The sequence below is a fragment of the Microcoleus sp. AT8-A3 genome, assembly GCF_036705675.1.
Lineage (GTDB): Bacteria > Cyanobacteriota > Cyanobacteriia > Cyanobacteriales > Microcoleaceae > Microcoleus.
This window is the reverse complement of the sequence record NZ_JAUBVD010000001.1, coordinates 170,567-189,692: the sequence shown is the minus strand read 5'-3', so window position 1 is coordinate 189,692 and position 19,126 is coordinate 170,567. Positions and strand designations below refer to the sequence as shown.

General features: G+C 45.8%; 11 protein-coding genes. 8 read left to right on the top strand and 3 right to left on the bottom strand.

Translation table 11 applies throughout. The features are described 5' to 3' along the window. Positions 1-535: 535 nt before the first annotated feature. The 3 genes from QUB51_RS00795 (at position 536) to mnmG (ending at position 3,393) form a co-directional block, all read left to right on the top strand. Positions 536-907 (top strand): type II toxin-antitoxin system RelE/ParE family toxin, encoded by a 372-nt coding sequence (locus tag QUB51_RS00795; RefSeq protein ID WP_333051469.1) that lies wholly within the window; start codon positions 536-538, stop codon positions 905-907. A 13-nt stretch (positions 908-920) separates the two neighbouring features. Next, positions 921-1,250, top strand: a complete 330-nt coding sequence (locus QUB51_RS00790) for a transcriptional regulator (protein ID WP_333273882.1) — start codon at positions 921-923, stop codon at positions 1,248-1,250. A 226-nt stretch (positions 1,251-1,476) separates the two neighbouring features. Beyond that, positions 1,477-3,393 (top strand): tRNA uridine-5-carboxymethylaminomethyl(34) synthesis enzyme MnmG, encoded by a 1,917-nt coding sequence (gene mnmG, locus QUB51_RS00785; RefSeq protein WP_333209238.1) that lies wholly within the window; start codon positions 1,477-1,479, stop codon positions 3,391-3,393. 578 nt (positions 3,394-3,971) lie between these two features. On the opposite strand, the gene glgP is transcribed toward mnmG, so the two are convergent. Both glgP and QUB51_RS00775 read right to left on the bottom strand, forming a co-directional pair. Continuing rightward, complete coding sequence (gene glgP, locus QUB51_RS00780) at positions 3,972-6,530, bottom strand: alpha-glucan family phosphorylase (RefSeq protein WP_333231336.1); 2,559 nt, start codon at positions 6,528-6,530, stop codon at positions 3,972-3,974. A gap of 388 nt (positions 6,531-6,918) precedes the next feature. Further along, positions 6,919-10,266: an EAL domain-containing protein gene (locus QUB51_RS00775; RefSeq protein ID WP_333259591.1), complete on the bottom strand. Its 3,348-nt coding sequence runs from the start codon at positions 10,264-10,266 to the stop codon at positions 6,919-6,921. A 341-nt stretch (positions 10,267-10,607) separates the two neighbouring features. Here QUB51_RS00775 and QUB51_RS00770 point away from each other — a divergent pair, with 341 nt between their 5' ends. The 5 genes from QUB51_RS00770 to QUB51_RS00750 all read left to right on the top strand — a co-directional run bounded on the left by QUB51_RS00770 (position 10,608) and on the right by QUB51_RS00750 (position 17,756). After that, complete coding sequence (locus tag QUB51_RS00770; RefSeq protein WP_333051476.1) at positions 10,608-11,186, top strand: hypothetical protein; 579 nt, start codon at positions 10,608-10,610, stop codon at positions 11,184-11,186. Positions 11,187-11,666: 480 nt separating this feature from the next. After that, a complete protein-coding gene (locus QUB51_RS00765; protein ID WP_333231328.1) occupies positions 11,667-12,704 on the top strand; it encodes a M28 family peptidase in 1,038 nt (345 codons plus the stop codon). A gap of 275 nt (positions 12,705-12,979) precedes the next feature. Next, positions 12,980-14,860, top strand: coding sequence for an ABC-ATPase domain-containing protein (locus QUB51_RS00760; RefSeq protein ID WP_333209247.1), 1,881 nt, complete (start codon positions 12,980-12,982; stop codon positions 14,858-14,860). Positions 14,861-14,937: 77 nt separating this feature from the next. Then, positions 14,938-17,298 (top strand): FHA domain-containing protein, encoded by a 2,361-nt coding sequence (locus QUB51_RS00755; RefSeq protein ID WP_333259594.1) that lies wholly within the window; start codon positions 14,938-14,940, stop codon positions 17,296-17,298. After that, complete coding sequence (locus QUB51_RS00750; RefSeq protein ID WP_333259596.1) at positions 17,295-17,756, top strand: EVE domain-containing protein; 462 nt, start codon at positions 17,295-17,297, stop codon at positions 17,754-17,756. The genes QUB51_RS00755 and QUB51_RS00750 overlap by 4 nt, the downstream gene beginning before the upstream one ends. A 302-nt stretch (positions 17,757-18,058) precedes the next feature. Here the strand turns inward: QUB51_RS00750 and QUB51_RS00745 are convergent, their stop codons facing one another. Then, positions 18,059-19,099, bottom strand: coding sequence for a glucokinase (locus QUB51_RS00745; RefSeq protein WP_333259599.1), 1,041 nt, complete (start codon positions 19,097-19,099; stop codon positions 18,059-18,061). Positions 19,100-19,126 lie beyond the last annotated feature (27 nt).

Here is a 19,126-nt window from a genome sequence, read left to right as displayed (position 1 = left end):
GCAGTTCCCAGCATTTCGAGGAGGAATACTCGTCACAGCGGCTCGCTTGGGTCAGAAAGTTCTAAACATTCAAATGTGCCTTCGGGCCCTAACAAGGTTGTGGTAATTTTGCTGTTTTGGTCGCTGGCTGTCGATCGCATCATCTTAATCTCGGTTAATATGCGCCAATTATGAGCGTTCGATATTTGACCAAACCTTTTAATATACTATATAATGGTATTAAATGACAGGTGCCCTGAACTGCACGGGGAGGTATGGTACGGTTGAGATACCGTGCGCCTGTCAGAGACCAGGTGCCCCGAACTGCACGGGGAGGTATGGTACGGTTGAGATACCGTGCGCCTGTCTAAAATCTTATTCAATAAAGGAACCCAGGACTCTCGCAGTCGTGGGTTTCTGATTAAATATCTTTCTTCGCTTAGGGAAGGAGTTCGCGATCGATCGAGCCTTCAAAGTTGTTTTCAGCGTGCATATAAATATTGTTATTCGATCGACTATTGTCTATAATATGCTATGTAAGGCATAATCGATCCAAATGACATGGAACATTCAGTTTCACTTTGATTTTTACTCTGAGTTTAGCGAATTCCCCACTGATGTCAGATTAGAGCTTTTAGCAAAACTCACACTGTTACAAGAATTTGGCCCAAACCTCAAGCGTCCTCACGTCGATACTCTCAATGGTTCTACCTACACCAATATGAAAGAACTTAGGTTTCAGGCGGCTGATGGAGTTTGGCGAGTCGCTTTTGCATTTGACCCCCGCAGAGAAGCGATTTTGTTGGTAGCTGGGGACAAATCGGGTAGTAGTGAGAAGCGATTTTACAAGCAAATAATTAAGATAGCAGATAGTAGATTTACCGACCATTTGAATAAGTTAATGGAGCCAGAAACCGATGACAATTAGCCTGAAGACTATTATGGATAATTTGCCTCCCGAACAACGAGCAATAGTCGAAAAGCGATCGGTTGAATTAATGGCTGAAGAAATGACATTGCAAGACTTACGAAAAGCAAGGAAGTTTACTCAGATTCGCATGGCAGAATTATTAAATATGCGTCAAGAAAATGTCTCGCGACTAGAACGCCGTGCGGATTTGTTGGTATCTACTTTGCAAAGTTATATCGCGGCAATGGGTGGGGAGTTGTCATTTGTCGTAGAATTCAAAGATCGACCCCCCGTAAAAATTACTGGATTAACATCGATGTTTGAAGAAAGCAGCTACACTAATGGAGAGGAAGAGTTTTAATTGAGGAACACCTGTTGTTAAAGTGAGAGCGATCGAACCTTTTCGCATCTAGAGACCGACGATCAAAAACATCGTATCCGATAAGTACGCATCCGCATTAAACTCTGAAGTCAATTAGACATCTTCTAAAAAGATTTTGTCAGCCTTTCCCTACCTGGACTAAAACCTAATTTTGCCAGATGTCTATTATTCAATCTAAAATCTAAAATCTAAAATCTAAAATCGAATGACTGCACAAACACCAGTACAATTCCAAGACAGTTTCGACATCATCGTAGTAGGTGGCGGACACTCCGGCTGCGAAGCCGCCCTCGCCACTTCTCGCCTCGGCTGTCGCACCCTTCTCCTCACCCTCAACCTCGACAAAATTGCGTGGCAACCTTGCAATCCGGCTGTCGGCGGCCCGGCTAAAACCCAACTTACTAACGAAGTTGATGCGTTAGGCGGGGAAATTGGCAAAATGGCCGATCGCACTTACTTACAAAAGCGCGTCCTCAACGCTTCGAGAGGCCCCGCAGTGTGGGCGCTGAGAGCACAAACAGACAAGCGGGAATACGCCGCTGTGATGAATAATATTGTTGAAAACCAACCCAATTTGACCATCCGCGAAGCGATGGTGACAGACTTAGTTTTGGGCAAAAACGAAGAAGTTATCGGAGTCGAAACATACTTCGGCGTCGCTTTTGAATGCAAAGCAGTAATTCTGACAACAGGTACTTTTTTAGGTGGCACGATTTGGGTGGGCAATAAGTCGATGCCCGCCGGACGGGCGGGAGAATTTGCCGCCGTTGGTTTGACGGAAACTCTCAATCGTTTGGGCTTTGAAACTGGCAGGTTAAAAACAGGAACTCCGGCAAGAGTTGACAAACGTACTCTCGATTACACCAACCTGGAACCGCAGCCGGGAGATGCAGAGGTTCGCTGGTTTAGTTTCGATCCAGAAGTTTGGATCGAACGGGAACAAATGCCTTGTTACTTAACTAGAACTACGCCTGAAACTCACCAGTTAATTAGAGACAATTTGCACCTTTCTCCAGTCTACGGCGGCTGGGTTGATGCGAAGGGGCCGCGCTATTGTCCGAGTATTGAAGATAAGATTGTGCGGTTTGCGGATAAGGAAAGTCACCAGATTTTTATTGAACCGGAAGGTAGAGATATTCCTGAACTTTATATTCAAGGATTTTCTACTGGTTTACCGGAAAATTTGCAATTGCAAATGCTGCGGACTCTTCCGGGTTTGGAAAAGTGCGAGATGATGCGCCCTGCTTATGCTGTGGAGTACGATTATTTGCCGGCAACTCAGTGCTTTCCCACGCTGATGACTAAGAAGATTGAAGGGCTGTTTTGCGCGGGTCAGGTGAACGGTACAACTGGATATGAGGAGGCGGCTGCACAGGGGATTGTGGCGGGGATTAACGCAGCCCGGTTTGCGAAAAATCAGGAGATGATTGTGTTTCCTCGCGAGCAAAGTTATATCGGGACTTTGATCGATGATTTGTGTACGAAGGATTTGCGGGAACCTTACCGGATGTTGACTTCGCGATCGGAATATCGGCTATTATTGCGATCGGACAATGCTGACCAACGCTTGACGCCGCTGGGACGGGAAATTGGTTTGATTGACGATCGCCGCTGGGAGTTGTTCGATCGCAAACAAGCTAATATTGTGGCAGAGAAGGAACGGTTGTACTCGACGCGGGTGAAAGAGCACGAGGAAGTAGGGAAGGCAATTTTTGCTGACACTCAACAAGCAATTAAAGGTTCAATTACTCTGGCTGATTTGTTGCGTCGTCCTGGTTTTCATTATGTGGATTTGGAACGCTACAATTTAGGCAATTCTAGTCTGAAGTTGGCTGAGAAAGATGGTGCAGAAATTGACATCAAATATTCCGGCTACCTGCAAAGACAGCAAAATCAAATCGATGACATTGCCAAACACGAACGCCGACAATTGCCTGCGGATTTGGATTACATGGCAATTACAACTCTATCCAAAGAATCGCGGGAAAAATTGGCTAAGGTGAAACCGCTGACGATTGGCCAAGCGGCGAGAATTGGCGGAGTAAATCCGGCTGATGTTAATGCTTTGTTGATTTTTCTGGAAGTGCGAAACCGTCAGCAGCCAGCGGGTGTAGGAAAATAACCTCAACTAGAGGTGTTTCAAAGCTGCCTTCAATTTTATGCAATATACCAATCCTTGCAGGAGTCGTAAACTTTTTACCCCACCCCAACCCTCCCCTTATCAAGGGGAGGGAGTAAGAAATTCACAAATGATGCGAGGATTGCTATAGTAGTATGAAAAAGTTTGGCTATTGTGGCACCACTTTTTTGTTTGGCGGCTTTCATATTGATGGATATAGATTCTGGGCTTTGCTGAGTCACGGTATGAATCAACTTTTATCGGAATTTACAAAACTCACCAGACTTGGCTTATAAAAACTCCGAAATCGGGAATTGATACCTGTATTCAGCAACGCCACAAAAACGGAAAACTGGCAGAATGTCAACTATAATTGATGAAACTCTGCCAGTCTATTGTAGATATTTATCAATCCTCGAACCCCAACTTCCATAAAGAGTGCGAGAGAGAGGGGGAGACAGCGAGAGGGAGAGGGGGAGAGGGGGAGAAGTGGGAAACACAGTTAAATTCATCCGTGTATCCGTGTCCGAATCCGTGTCGTGCCTTCCTTCTTCCCTCTTCCTTCTTCCTTCTTCCTTCCTTTAATGTGCCCAGAGAATCACGCCAGCTTCATAAGGACTGCTGAGATTATCGTGCTTCGGCAAAACCCGCAAGGACAAGCCTTGCAAACCGCTAGAAGTATAAGTAATGTCAGCCGTATAAAGGCTAGCATTCTGAGAATCTTCACCCAAATACTCCATCACCACCGGCACGCCACCAATGATATCGCCGTTAGCATCAACCGAGCCTTGATAAAGTTCAACTTGCACGTCTGCAGGCGTCAATCCCATCAGATTAATCCGAGATTTAACAGAGATAGACTGATTGACCTTAACTTCCTTATCCTGGGAAATATCAACAGCCTCAATCTTAATATCGTGCCATTTCGCGAGAACGTGCTTCTTCCAGTGAGACAACTCCTTGGCCGGAGTGCAATTATCCGAAGTCATGGTGTGGTAGCGATCGCTCACGGGGAAATAGGCCCGCCGCGCGTAATCCTTCACCATCCGAGCTGTATTGAACAAAGGACAATTCAAGCGAATAGAATCCTTCATTTTCGCCGTCCAACCGCGGGGAATTCCATCATCATCCCGGTTGTAAAATAGGGGTACAACTTCTTTTTCCATCAAGTCGTACAAAGCATTAGCCTCGACATCATCCTGATACTTAGTATCTTCGTAAAATTCCCCATGTCCGATCGGCCAACCGGTACGAACATAATCAGCCTCATCCCACCATCCGTCAAGAATGCTCAGATTCGGCAAACCATTCATCGAAGCTTTCATCCCGGATGTACCCGAAGCCTCACGCGGGCGGCGCGGCGTATTCAGCCACACATCGCAGCCAGACACCATCATCCGAGCCACGTTAATGTCGTAGTTCGGTAAAAACACCATCGAGCTCATCGTCTCGTGCTCGCGGATGAAGTGAACGATATCCCGAATCAATTCCTTACCCGGAATATCCATCGGGTGAGCCTTCCCAGCAATCACAAACTGCACCGGGCGATTTTGATCCCGCATGATCCGCATAATTCGATCGACATCGCGCAAAAACAGCGTCGCCCGCTTGTAAGTAGCAAAGCGGCGGGCAAACCCGATCGTCAGCACCTTCGGATTGAGAGCCTCCCGCGCGTGTTCGATTTCCGTTTGGGCCGCACCGCGCTCGCGCAAAGTCTTTTGCAGCCACTCCCGCGCGAACACCACCAACTCTGATCGACAGCGTTCGTGATTGCGCCATAGTTCCTCATCAGGAATCGACGAAAGCCTGTCCCATAGACGATCGTCCTTACCGGTCATTTCCCAGTCCGGGCCAAGGTATCGATCGTACAACTCCTGAGTAGACTTCGCCACACAACTGCGAGCGTGCACCCCGTTGGTAATCGAAGTAATCGGTACTTCTTCCTGGGGCAAACCCGGCCACAAACCCTGAAACATCGGGCGCGACACCACACCGTGCAAAGCCGCCACCCCGTTGACAAAACTCGACATTTTAATTGCCAAAATTGCCATATTCAGAGGTGCGGACAAATCCCCAGTATTCTCCCGGCCCAATCCCAGAAACTCATCTTGCGACAAGCCAAACATCTTGGGATACTGACCTAGATAGTGCATCACCATATCTGGCTCGAACAAGTCAAACCCAGCAGGCACCGGCGTGTGAGTCGTAAACATACTGCTCGAAACCACCACCTGTTCCGCTTCCACGAAACTCAGGTGATATTCCTCCATCAGCATCCGAATGCGTTCCAAAGCCATGAAAGCCGCGTGGCCTTCATTCATGTGATAAGCCGTAACTGTCAGCCCCAATGCCTTGAGCATTTTCACGCCGCCGATGCCCAGCATGATTTCTTGGTGCATCCGCAGAGTTTTATCACCGCCATACAGTTGGTCGGTAATATCTTGGTCGTAGCGGCTGTTAGGTTCAATATTTGTATCCATTAGGTACAAAGGAACCGTTCCCACTTGTACTCGCCAAATCCGGGCATACACCTTGCGGCCGGGATAGTCCACCTCAATCCGCAATTCCGAACCGTCGGGATTGCGTTCTGGGTGCAGCGGCATATTGTAGAAATCATTGAGCGGATAGCGTTCTTGCTGCCAGCCGTCGGCGTTGAGATACTGCGAAAAATAGCCTTCTTGGTAAAGCAGGCCGACACCGACTAAGGGCAAGCCCAAATCGCTAGCTGATTTGAGGTGGTCGCCTGCGAGCACGCCCAAACCGCCGGAATAGATGGGTAGGGCTTTAACTAAGCCGAATTCCATCGAAAAGTAAGCGTAGCATTCTTGCTGCTCGGTGCCGCGCTGTTTCCGGTACCAGGCGCGATTTTTGAGATAATCGTCTAACTGCTGGGCTGCTCGGTTCATTTGGGCAATGAAGCCTTCGTCTTCTGCCATTTCTTGCAGTCGCTCTTGAGATATGGTTCCGAGCATCAGCACCGGGTTTTGGTTGCTGGAGTCCCACAGGTCTCGATCGAGGCGGCGGAAGAGGTCTTTGGTATCGACGTTCCAGTCCCAGTGCAAGTTGTAGGCAAGCTTGCGTAGGGGTTCGAGAATTGTCGGTAGCGAGGGGGAAACGTTAAATGTGCGAATTGGCTGCATAGACAAAGCGTTTATGTTGAGGTAGCGATATTTTCCTCTGTCTTTGGGTACAAGTCCGTTATTCTGCACACTATTTTAAGTTTTAACCAGTTCATGCACGATGCCATCAAGCAGACGAAACGGAAGCGCAGGTCGTTCGATGTGAGCGAACTAGCCGTTTTCGGCTGCGATAACTGTCGCAAGAAGGCCTCGCCACCAGACCATCACGACTGGACGGCGATCTGTCTTGAGTGCGGCAACGAGTTTTCCTACAGTGGCTGCTCGTGCGACGGCTGCTGCGGCGGGACCTATGCGGGTTTCGGCGGTGGTCGCACGACTTTTTACGTGTAACGTTCGCAGGAATTGCACGCAGCGTTACAACCTCACGCAGTCGTAAGTCGCGACCCAATTAAGCAATTTGCACTTGTCGCAAATGAGAATTTACCAAAAGCTTCCTAGCCTCACCAGCCGAGAGGGCAGGGCTGAAATAATGACCCTGAATTTCTTGACAGTGGAGTTCGCGCAAACACTCCAACTGCTCTTTAGTTTCTACTCCTTCAGCTACCACGCTCAAGTTCAAATCTCGCCCCAGGGTCGCTACAGCCTTGGCGATCGCCCGTTCGCAGGGATCGGTCGTCAATCCGCTGACAAACGACCTGTCTATTTTTAAGATATTCAAGGGAAACTTTTTGAGATAATTTAGAGAACAATAACCCGTGCCGAAATCGTCCAGCGCAATTTGCACTCCCATATTCTGCAACTCCCTGAGAACTTTTGTGGTATAATCCACATCTTGCATGGCTGTAGTTTCGGTAATTTCTAACTCTAAATATTTGGGTGCTAAACCAGTTTTTTCCAAGCAGTTCGCTACCATTTCTAATAAATTAAATTGCTGGAACTGCCGAGCCGAAACGTTGACTGCTACCCGCAAATCTGGCTGCAAAGCATCCTGCCAAGCTTTATTTTGAGTGCAGGCTGTTTGCAGCACCCATTCCCCAATAGGTACAATGAGTCCGTTCTCTTCGGCGATGGGAATAAATGTAGCGGGAGTAACTAAACCTAATTGTGGATGTTGCCAGCGCAGCAGAGCTTCCATGCCCTGAATTTGCCAAGTAGTAATGTTGACTTTTGGCTGATAGAAAACCTCAAATTCTCCTTGTTCTAAAGCCTCGTGCAGTCTGTGTTCTATAGTTAGTAAATGGCTGCAGTGGGGATTAAGTGTTGAAGTATATAACTGATAGTTATTTCTTCCCATTTCTTTAGCGTAGTACAAGGCAGCATCGGCATTTTTGACTAAAGTTTCGGCCTCTTCACCATCATCGGGATAAAGGGCAATGCCGATGCTGCTGCTAACATGAAACGGTTGTCCTTCTAGTTTAAATGGTGGCTTTAAATTGTTGAGTATTCTTTGAGCTGTTTTAACGGCATCTTCTAAGCAATTGATGTCGGGAAGCAGTATGGTAAATTCGTCGCCTCCCCAGCGGGCTACCGTGTCAGTCGATCGCAAAGTGTCGCTGATGCGTCCGGCAAAACCTTCTAACAGGCGATCGCCCGCAGCGTGACCTAGTGTATCATTAATCTTTTTGAACCTGTCCAAGTCTAAAAACATCACAGCAAGCATTTTTTTTGTTTGTTTAGCTTGTTTTAAGGACGCCAGCAGCCTCTCGTTAAACAGTATCCGGTTCGGTAAACCGGTGAGTTGGTCATAAACAGCTTGATAGCGAATAATTTCTTCAGCTTGCTTGCGCTGAGTAATGTCCATCATCGTGCCGATCGCCCTGACTGCTTGGCCACTTTCATTGCGGATGATATAGCCGCGATCGAGCACAAAAACATATCCCCCGTCTGCACGGTGAAAGCTGTATTCTTCCGACCAACATTGAGCGTCTGAGTTCATTGTTTGGTTGAAGCTAAACATCACTCTTTCCCGTTCTTCGGGATGAATATTTAACCACCAAGATTCTAATTCTATCGTCTGAGTTTCGTTGAGTTTGTATCCAAATACTTTTTCAAATTCTTCGCTCAACCAATACTCATTTTTTAACAAATCAAAATCCCATACGGCATCATTTGTCGCCCGCGTCAGCAGGTGAAAGCGTTCTTCGCTTTTGCGTAGTTTTTCTTCGGATTGCACCCGTTCCGTTACATCCCGAAAGCTGAATACTCGGCCAGTAATTTTGCCTCCCGTGCGCTGAGGCAACGAGTAGCGCTCGAAGATTCTGCCATCTGTTAACTCAATGATATCGTAACTTTCTTCGGTAGGGCGATCGGACAATTCTTTAGCACGGTTGAGAAATATTTCCGGATATTTTAACTGGTTGATTCCAAAGGCCAAAATTTGGTTGTTATCTCTCGAATCCAGCAGGAAATCCGGCAACTGCCACATTTCGGCAAACTTGCGGTTAAAGGTGAGCACTGTGCCTCCACTGTCAACCGCCAGAATACCGTCAGCAGTAGATTCAATGGTTGCTTGAAGCAAGGAAAGAGATGTTTCTCGTTCTAACTCTGCTAATTTGCGATCGCTGATGTCAAATGCTGTGATTAATATTGAGGCTTTTTTTTCAAATTTTATAATATCTACAGTTGCTTCAATCCAGCGCATTTCTCCAGTTTTCGTGACTATTACTAATTCATATTTAGAGCCTGCTGTTGAGCGCGCATGACTGGATTTACCCCATTTTTTAACTATTTCTATAAAATCTAGATGAATTAAGTCGTATAAATCCAATGCTAGTAATTCTTCGCGAGTATATCCTGTCAGAGCTTCTGTCTCAGCATTGACATAGCGGAACTGTCTGCGGTGATAGATAAATGCAACAGCATTAACAGTTTCTATCAGTTGGCGAAACTTTTTTTCACTGCGTCGCAAATTTCTTTCAACCTGCTTGCTTTCGGTAATGTTTTGTGCTATGTATAACTTACCGCTGACCTTGCCTTGACTGTCGCAAATAATTGAAATAGAAAGCAGTACAATTATTTTTTTTCGCTGTTTAGAAAGGTAGACTTTTTCCACGTTGTGGACAGAACCTTCGGCTGTTAAACTTCCTAAATCTAACACCGGGGCTGGTGATTCACTTTTCTTAAAAAGTCCGGCTATTGGTTTGCCTAACAACTCTTTTTTAGAGTATCCCAAAAGTTGACAGGTAGCTTGGTTTAACGATAGGATATGACCGCCTGGAGTCGTCGCGATTATCGAGACGTTCATTTCCTCACAAATATCGAGAGCATATTCGGCAGTTTGCTGCAAATCTTGGGTCATCTGGGCAATAGTATGCCAGATATCCTGTTCTTTTTTTGGATATAACACTTTTTCTCCTTTTGGTAGCTTGTCATTCTCTGTTTCAGACTTCGGCTTGATTAACCTCATCGTCTTGGATAAGCTATTTACTGTCTTCTCCCGGATCAATAATGAAATTACTAAACAAAGACAAACCAGAAAATAACCGATGATTTTTAACCTAACATTAGGTTCTTCTTTATTGGTATTTTGAGAGTTAATCTGATTGTAATTTGGTAATATTCGTGGTTCAATTTGGGATAAATGATTCAAAAATAATGCGGCGCTTCCAGAGGTAAGGGGACGAGATGCCGATCGCAAATAGCTATGTTTTTGAGACAGCACCAAAACCCTTTCTACAGGGTGAGTGCCAGATTCACCCCATACACTTATCGGTAATATTTTTGCACTCATGCTAGATTCCACACCAAAAATAGCAACCGCGAAATATCCCCAAATTAATTGAAAAATTATTTTCATTTGCTCTATTTCCTAAGATAAAATACTTTTTTAGTAACCAAAAATTGTAAAAATCTTAGCAGAAGTTTCTCTGCCATAGGAAAACCCAGCCACCATTAATTCATGTGGATTTGTAAATTAAATTTTAGCCAGGTAATAACTTAGCTTTATAACTAATTACAATTTTAATCTTAATTTAAAATGTGTCATCAGCCATTGTGCCACAAATTATCCGCCATTCTGCCTAGACACCGGGTGGAAGCGCGCTAAAATTAGATAATTCCCGCAAGGAGGCGATCGGGATTTGTTAGAAAAATAAACAATTAGCTTAAAATCTATGCAGAGGTCCACTAATTGAACCCATGAGTCAGACCATCCCAGAACTCCAAAAAGAAGTCCGCGCGCTAGAAGCAGAACTTACCGCCCTGCAAGAGTCGCGGGAAAAACTTGGCGTAGAGCGCTCAGAGTGCCGAGTGGCAGTCAGTTTTCCCAAAAATAATACTCCTGAAGCCATTGCCGAGTTCCACCAGCAAACTGCTGCTTTTGGGGAGCAGTGGTTGCAGCAAATCCAGGAAATTGACCGAGAGACTAAAAATATTGAAAAGCAACTGCAACAAAAACAGGCTTTACTCAATTACAAGCAAGGTGAACTAGAAAAGTTGGTGGCCGGAGAGCACTGGCAAGAACTAGAAAACAAAGTTCAAACCGGGGAAAAGCGCTTGCAAACACAAGCTCGCAGAATCAATCAAGCAGCAGCGCAGCTACAGGCAGAAATCCAAGCTTTGAAAGCACTGTACGACCAACTCAATCCGAGTTATTCCGAGTGGTTTCAACAACCAACTCAAATAGTCAAATTTTCAGCCACAACTATTCCTTACGCTGTTCCCAGCAGCAGCGGGTTGATATTGGAGAATAAGGAGATTGAGTGGGAAAAGAAGTAGTTTTGGATTGTAAATTTAAAAGGTAAATTAGTGATTTGAATGTCGCCGTCGAACCATCTAATAAGGAATGAGAATTAAATAACTTCCACAAGTTTGTGGGATGGGCTCTTATAGCCCGTCATGAGTGGACGGGCGGGACGCCCATCCCACAATAACAATTAAAATTGTAAGTTATTTAATTCGCGATCCTAAGCAATACAGATTCGACGGCAACATCGCAAGGCTTTTTCCTGCAGTTTTATATAAAAAATATAAAACTGCCTCTGGCGCAGCTAATTTTAAGATTTTTGAGTTTCTTTTTTGGAAACAGGTTTATTTTTAACTCTGGTGTGAACCTAAAATCTAAAATATAACTGTTATGAACGCATCAACCGGGTTTTACGAAAAGACTTTGTGGCTGCCCTCGCTTCCGCTAAAAAACCCGGTTTATGGGAGTGAGGAGTGCGTAAGCTCTGTCTAAAATTTCAAATAGACTTACTAATGAAACAATTGATTTGGATAGCGCTATTTATTGTGGTTGCGGTGACGGCTGCGGGTTGGGGTTCTGACTCGTGGCAGCGGTTGTCGGCTGTACCCGAAGTTGGGATCGATCGCAATATCCACACTTCCCAAAAACCGTCTCCCTTACCGCTTCCTGCTGAAAAAAATAGTTTTTTTCAGCCCCAAATTGACCCGTCTCGGTTGTGGAAACACGTCGATAGTTTAGCAGGAGAACGCGATGGAGAACGAGATCGCTCTTTTACTAGAGACTACATTTCCCAACAACTAAAAACATTAGGATTTTCCGCAGAGTTGCAGCCGTTCGATCGCGGAATTAACGTCTTTGCTGAGAGAAAAGGCACTGACTCAAACGCCGGTGCAATTTTAGTGGCAGCACACTACGATACTGTACCAAACTCCCCCGGCGCTGACGACAATGCGACGGGAGTTGCAGTAGTTTTAGAAGTAGCAAGATTGCTGGGTTCTCGCCCCACGCCTCGGACATTGCAAGTAGCATTTTTCGACAGGGAAGAACTCGGACTTTTAGGCAGTTTAGCATTTACAGGTAGCGACGCGCGGTTAAAAAATTTGCAGGGTGCGATCGTCCTAGATATGCTAGGTTATGCGTGCCGCACGCCCGGATGCCAGCAATATCCCGAAGGATTGACAGCGCAACCTTTTCTAGAAGCATCGGGGGTAACTTCTGCCGATAAAGGCGAGTTTATCGCTGTGATTGGGGATGCGGAACATCCGCAGCTATTGAAAAGTTTTGCGGAGTCGGGAAAAGCCGATTTGCCTCCGGTGGTGGCGCTGCCGGTTCCCCTGAAAGGGTTGCTGACTCCCGATGTTTTACGCAGTGACCACGCGCCTTTCTGGTATAAAGGAATTGGTGCTGTGTTGGTGACGGATACTGCAAATTTGCGATCGCCTCACTATCACCAATCTAGCGATACATTAGCAACTATCGATCGACCTTTTTTCGCCGGTTCTGCTCAAATTGTTGTTAATGCCACCGCTAAATTATTGGAAATTCGGTAATCTACTCGTTATTAGGCTCTGCCTGGTAACGCATATCTGGAGGCTCTGCCTCCTATTTTCCCACGCCAAGCAAGCGAGGCAGAGCAAGAGTGAAATCGGTTCATAAAGAATGAGAATTAAATAACTTCCACAAGTTTGTGGGATGGGCGTCCCGCCCGTCCTTTTTGGATGGGTGGGACGCCCATCCCACAATAACAATTAAAATTGCAAGTTATTTAATTCGCGATCCTAGGCAGAGCCTAGGAACTAGGTAAATAAAAAATAAGTAATAAAAAATGACTAACAAAGAAAGCCTGCAACGGCATTTACTGCAACTAGACAATCGAGGCTACAAAGCATACAAAGACATTCAAGGTAGTTACGAATTTTCAGAATTCACATTAATAATTGATTACGTGCAGGGAGATCCCTTTGCTTCTCCCAGTAAATTTAGAGTCATAGTTCCCCCCAACATTGCTCAAATTCCCCGCGAACTTTTCAACTCTCGCAGTCGAGAAATAGCCTTGCGAGATTACCTAACTCGCCAGTTTGACAAAGCAGCACACAGCATCAGCAGCAAACGCGGCACTGGCAAAAGCGGTATGATTGCAGTGACTCGGTTCGGACAAGAAGTTTTAGAGCGAACTTCCGCATTTATTACCCCCCCAACCCCCCCTTATCAAGGGGGGGCAAAAATCTCTATATCCCCCCCTTATCAAGGGGGGGCAAAAATCTCTATATCCCCCCCTTACCAAGGGGGGGAATTAGGGGGGGTAGAACTGCGATTTGCCGTCGGACTTCCAGCGGGCGGGCGGAGTATTTTAGGGCGACAAGCTGCTGAAATGCTCTGCGAAGATATTCCTCAAATAGTCAGTAAATCTCTGAAGTATGCTAATTTAAATCCTGCGGAATGTCGCCGTCACGTTGAAACTGTAGAAGATGCTGACTGGCTGCGGGAACAGTTAGCTGAAAAAAGATTAGTTGCGTTTGTTGCTGACGGTTCTATTTTACCCCGCCGCAGCGGTGTTGACAACAGTCCTTTGTTAAATAATGCTGTGGCTTTTCAGTCGCCGCCGTCGTTAAAAGTTGAGTTTAATTGTCCGAATCGCGGTTTGATTTCCGGTATGGGTATTCCCGCTGGCATTACTTTGATTGTTGGGGGCGGCTATCACGGCAAATCAACTTTACTCAGGGCGATCGAGTTGGGGGTTTACAACCGAATTCCCGGAGATGGTAGGGAATTTGTGGTGACTAATCCGGCGGCGGTTAAAATTAGAGCGGAAGATGGGAGAAGTGTTGCGGGAGTTGATATTTCGCCTTTTATTAACCACTTGCCACAAGGTAGAGATACTGCACAATTTTATACTGAGAATGCGAGCGGTAGCACGTCGCAAGCTGCTAATATTATTGAGGCTTTGGAAGTGGGGAGAAGGAAGAAGGAAGGCACGACACGGATTTTGACACGGATACACGGATTAATTTATGAAGAGGATTTAGTGCCTGTTTTATTGGTGGATGAGGATACGGCGGCGACTAATTTTATGATTCGCGATCGCAGAATGCAGGAACTCATCGCTAAGGATAAGGAACCGATTACGCCGTTTATTGATAAAGTTAAACAGTTGTACGCAGATGGCGGCGTATCGACTATTTTAGTAATGGGGGGAAGCGGCGATTATTTTGATGTGGCAGATACTGTGATTGCACTAGATAATTTTCAAGCATATAATGTGACGGGAAAAGCTAAAGATATTGCTAAAAAATACTCGATTAGCCGTGCTGCTGAAGGGGGAGAAAATTTTGGTAAGATTACTCAAAGAGTGCCGATTCCTGCTAGTTTAGATCCGAGTCGGGGACGGCGAGATGTGCGGGTGAAGGTGCGGGATGTTGATGAATTGGCTTTCGGAACTGAGGAGATTGATTTGGGTGCTGTTGAGCAAATTGTGGACAGCGGACAGTTAAGGGCGATCGCTGCGGCAATGGTTTATGCTAAGCAGCAATACATGGACGGAAAACGCACTTTGTCGGAAATTATCGATTTGGTGATGGCAGATATTGACGCGCGCGGGATGGATATTTTATCGCCTTTTCCTGAAGGGGATTTTGCCATGTTTCGACGCTTTGAATTGGCGGCGGCAATTAATCGGCTTCGTAGTTTGTCGGTTGTTGCTAAGTAGATTTTCTTAATATAAGTGTATTGTTGTCCTACTTTTGATATGCTGACCAAAGTGAGTGCAAAAACCGCGATTGAAGTATGACAGGCAATATAGGACAACTGACTGCTTTAAGCGATCGACCTTATTTAGTATTAAGCAATCAAGGGGAGGTTTTACAGTTAGAGTTAAAACAGCAGCAGCACGTATTGGGGCGCGATCGCACTCGTGCTGATTTAGCCATTCCCGAAGCTTGGCGCGCAGTTTCCGGCGTTCACGCTGTTTTGCGCCAAATTGGGGATAATTACTGGATTTACGACGGTGACGGCCAGCGGCCGAGCACTAATGGCTTATTTGTCGATCGCACTCGCATCACTCCCAATGACGGCTATTGTCTGAAAAACGGCACAGAACTTAAAATCGGTCTCGATCCTCAAAATCAAGTTTTGCTGACTTATTTTAATCCGCTGGCGAATCAGGTTGCTGTCCCTAGCAAGCAGTCAATTCTTCTTAAGAATCGGTCGGTTTTGTTGGGTCGCGATCCAAACGCTTCGCTGCAATTAGATGCGCCGCTTGTTTCTAGACGCCACGCCACAATCGACCAAGACAGTCGCGGTAATTATATTTTGCGAGACCACAGCGTTAACGGGGTTTTTGTTAACGGTCAGCGAGTCACAAATTCTGTACAGTTGTCCGAAGGAGATGCAATTCGGATCGGCCCGTTTACTCTAACTTACCGCATCGGTGAGTTGCAGATGCAAGACTCCGGCCATCAAATTCGTTTGGATGCTGACAGTCTGGTGATTCCGAAGCGTTTGGATAACATCACTTTGGCGATCGAACCGGGGCAGTTTGTGGCTTTAGTCGGCGGTAGCGGTGCGGGTAAATCTACTTTAATGCGGACGCTTTTAGGCATCGAAAAAACTACTAACGGCGCTGTGTTTCTCAACGGTGACAACCTGCGCCAAAACTTCAATATTTACCGCAATCAAATCGGTTATGTGCCTCAAGATGATATTGTACACGCAGATTTGACAGTAGAAGAAGTCTTGAGTTATGCAGCTAAATTGCGCTTACCTCCGGATACAGATGTCAATCAGGTAGTCGCAAAAACTTTAGAAGATATTGAAATGACTCACCGCCGCAAGGCTTTGGTAAAACAGCTTAGCGGCGGACAGCGAAAGCGAGTCAGTATCGGAGTTGAACTGTTAGCAGACCCGAAACTTTTCTTTTTAGACGAACCGACTTCAGGACTCGATCCGGGTTTGGATAAGAAGATGATGCAACTGCTGCGAAAGTTGGCAAATCAAGGCCGGACGGTGATTCTGGTGACTCACGCGACGGCAAATATCACGATGTGCGATCGGATTGTGTTTTTGGGTCGCGGCGGTCGCCTTTGTTACTTCGGCCCGCCTAGGGAAGCGCTCGATTTTTTCGATATCAAAACAAGCGATTTTGCCGACATTTACAACGAATTAGAAACAGGAGAAATCAACGTTCAAAGCTGGGCAGAAAAGTTTAATAAATCTCCCTACTATCAGCGCTATATTGTCAACCACTTCAGCACAGGCAAGGCTAATGCAAAAATACCTTCTGCACCTTCTGTACCAAAATCTCAATCTTTTGTAAAACAACTCGTTTTGCTTTCCCAGCGCTATTTTCAACTCGTTTCCCGCGACTTAGTTAACTTGAGTTTAGCTCTTTTAACGGCTCCGATCGGCATTAGTTTGCTGCGGCTAGCCGTCAGAGATAAAGACCCATTAATTGGCGCACCGGAGGCAACTTTAGCACCTTTAGCGCTCAGAGTTCTATTTGTATTTACCTGCGCGGCGATTTGGGTAGGGCTGGCAACTTCTCTGCAAGAAATTGTTAAAGAATCTGCTATTTATCTGCGCGAACGTTTGGTCAATTTAGGATTGTTTGCTTATTTAGGTTCAAAAATTTTTATACTTTCTGGTTTAGCCGTATTGCAAACACTGTTAATGGTAGGAGTTATTCTGATTGCTTTTAAATCCCCCGAACCGAGTTTTATTTCCTGGCCGGTGGGGGCAAGTATTACCACATTCCTAACTTTAATGAGCTGCATAAGCCTTGGATTAGTCGTTTCCGCGATTGTTAAAAATAGCTCTCAAGCTAATAGCGCTTTGCCTCTATTATTGCTGCCTCAGATTATTTTTTCGGGAGTTTTGTTTAAGATGGAAGGTGCGGCGAGCAAGTTTTCTTGGCTGATGTTAAGCCGCTGGTCTGTGGGTGCTTACGGCTCTTTAGTTAATGTGAATGGGATGGTTCCCGCACCTACTACATTACCGGATGGGAGTACGCTTCCTCAGCCGTTTGAGCCTACTCCTGTTTACGATCCAACTTGGGAAAATTTGGGTTTGAACTGGGCTATTTTGTGCGTGCATATTTGCGTTTATTTGATGTTGACTCTGTGGTTGCAGAAGCGGAAGGATATTTTATGAATTATTGGCTGATGAAGTCGGAACCGGATGTTTACAGTATTGCGGACTTGAAGGGCGATCGCACTTCCATTTGGGATGGCGTTCGCAACTATCAAGCGCGCAATTTTATGCGAGAAATGAGTCGGGGAGACTTAGTATTTTTTTACCATTCTAATACTAAATTTCCCGGTATTGTCGGGTTAGTGCGCGTCGTTGAAACTGGGATTGCTGACCCTACTCAGTTCGATATGAAGAGCGAATATTATGATGCTAAATCGCAGTTAAGTGCTCCTCGCTGGCAAACTGTGAAAGTGGAGTTTGTTGAGGAGTTTGCTAAGTTAATATCTTTGGATGAACTGAAACAAAAGTTTAGCGCTGATGAGATTTTGCTGGTGAGGAAAGGCAATCGGTTATCGGTGATGCCGGTGTCTGAAAGTGCGGCACAGAAGATTTTGAAGATGAGAGAATCTAATGATTAAACCGCAGAGAACGCAGAGAACACAGAGTCAGAAAAAAGAGAGATGAATAATTCTGATGCCAACAGATTTGATATTACCCACAGTCAGGACACGGCAGTGCCGTATCCCTACAATTAATCTGGCGATGGTTACATCTCTCAGGTCGTGCTCGTGATTATTTTGGGGTAGGGAAACGGCATTGCCGTGTCCGTCTTGCCTATCATGTCTGAGTGCAACCGGAATTAATACTACAGGCAAGATGCCTGTGCCACAAATTGCTTGTGGGGTGGGCCGAAGAGCCCGCCCCAAATATTTGAAATCCCCTAAAGACCGGCAGCACAAACTGCGGCTCCAATTAACCCTACATTGGGATTCAAAACCAATCGAACCGGTATCATTTCTAATAGCGAATCCATCCGCCCTTTGTGGGTAAAAGCCCGCATAAAACCCCCTTCTAGAATCAGTGGCAAAATTTTAGCAGCAATGCCACCTGCTATGTACAAACCGCCGTAAGGTAAAAGTGATACAGCCATATTTCCCGCCACCGCACCGTAGGCTTCTACAAACATTTGCATTGTTTGTTCCGAAAGCCGATCGCACTTTTTGAGGGCCGCCTGTGCAATTGTCGCCCCCGGATCGACAGTCTTTTCAGTTTTCCCGATTTCTGACTCCCATTTTTTGATAACTTCCCCTACCTCCGGCGATTCAGGAGCAAACTTTCTGTCCCGCAAAAACTGGTAAATTGAAACAATCCCTTGTCCCGAAACCACACGCTCGATCGATATTCTTTGAATGTCGTGTTTTGCTAACAAATATTTCAGCAATTCAAACTCCAACTCCGAACGAGGAGCAAAGTCACCGTGCCCCCCTTCCGAAGAAAATACCCGGATGCCATTTGCCTCTGGAATTCCAAAACAATTTCCCAAACCAGTACCCGCACCAATCACAGCAATTGGATCGTATTGGCGGGGTTTTCCGACTTGCAAAATGTGCAAATCTTTAGCATCCAAACCCCACACGCCGTAGCCAACCGCAACAAAATCATTAATTAAACTGACGCGGGATATTCCTAATTCTTGTTCCAGACGCTTCGCATCCAGCCTCCAAGGCAAATTAGTCAGTTTTGCAGTATTGTTAACCACCGGGCCTGCGATCGCAAAACAAGCTTTTTCAGGCAATGGCGCAAAATCCAATTTCGTAGCAGCTTCCGTCAAAAACTGCAGCACCATTGGTACTAAATCGGGAAACTCCCCGCTCGGATAGCGAAACTCGTAAAGAGCGTTCATTTCACCGTTAACAGTCCTTTCCACTAAGCGCAAAATTGTCTTAGTTCCGCCAATATCGCCCGCTAATAATAATGCCATAAATCTCTTTTTTCACCAAAGATAACA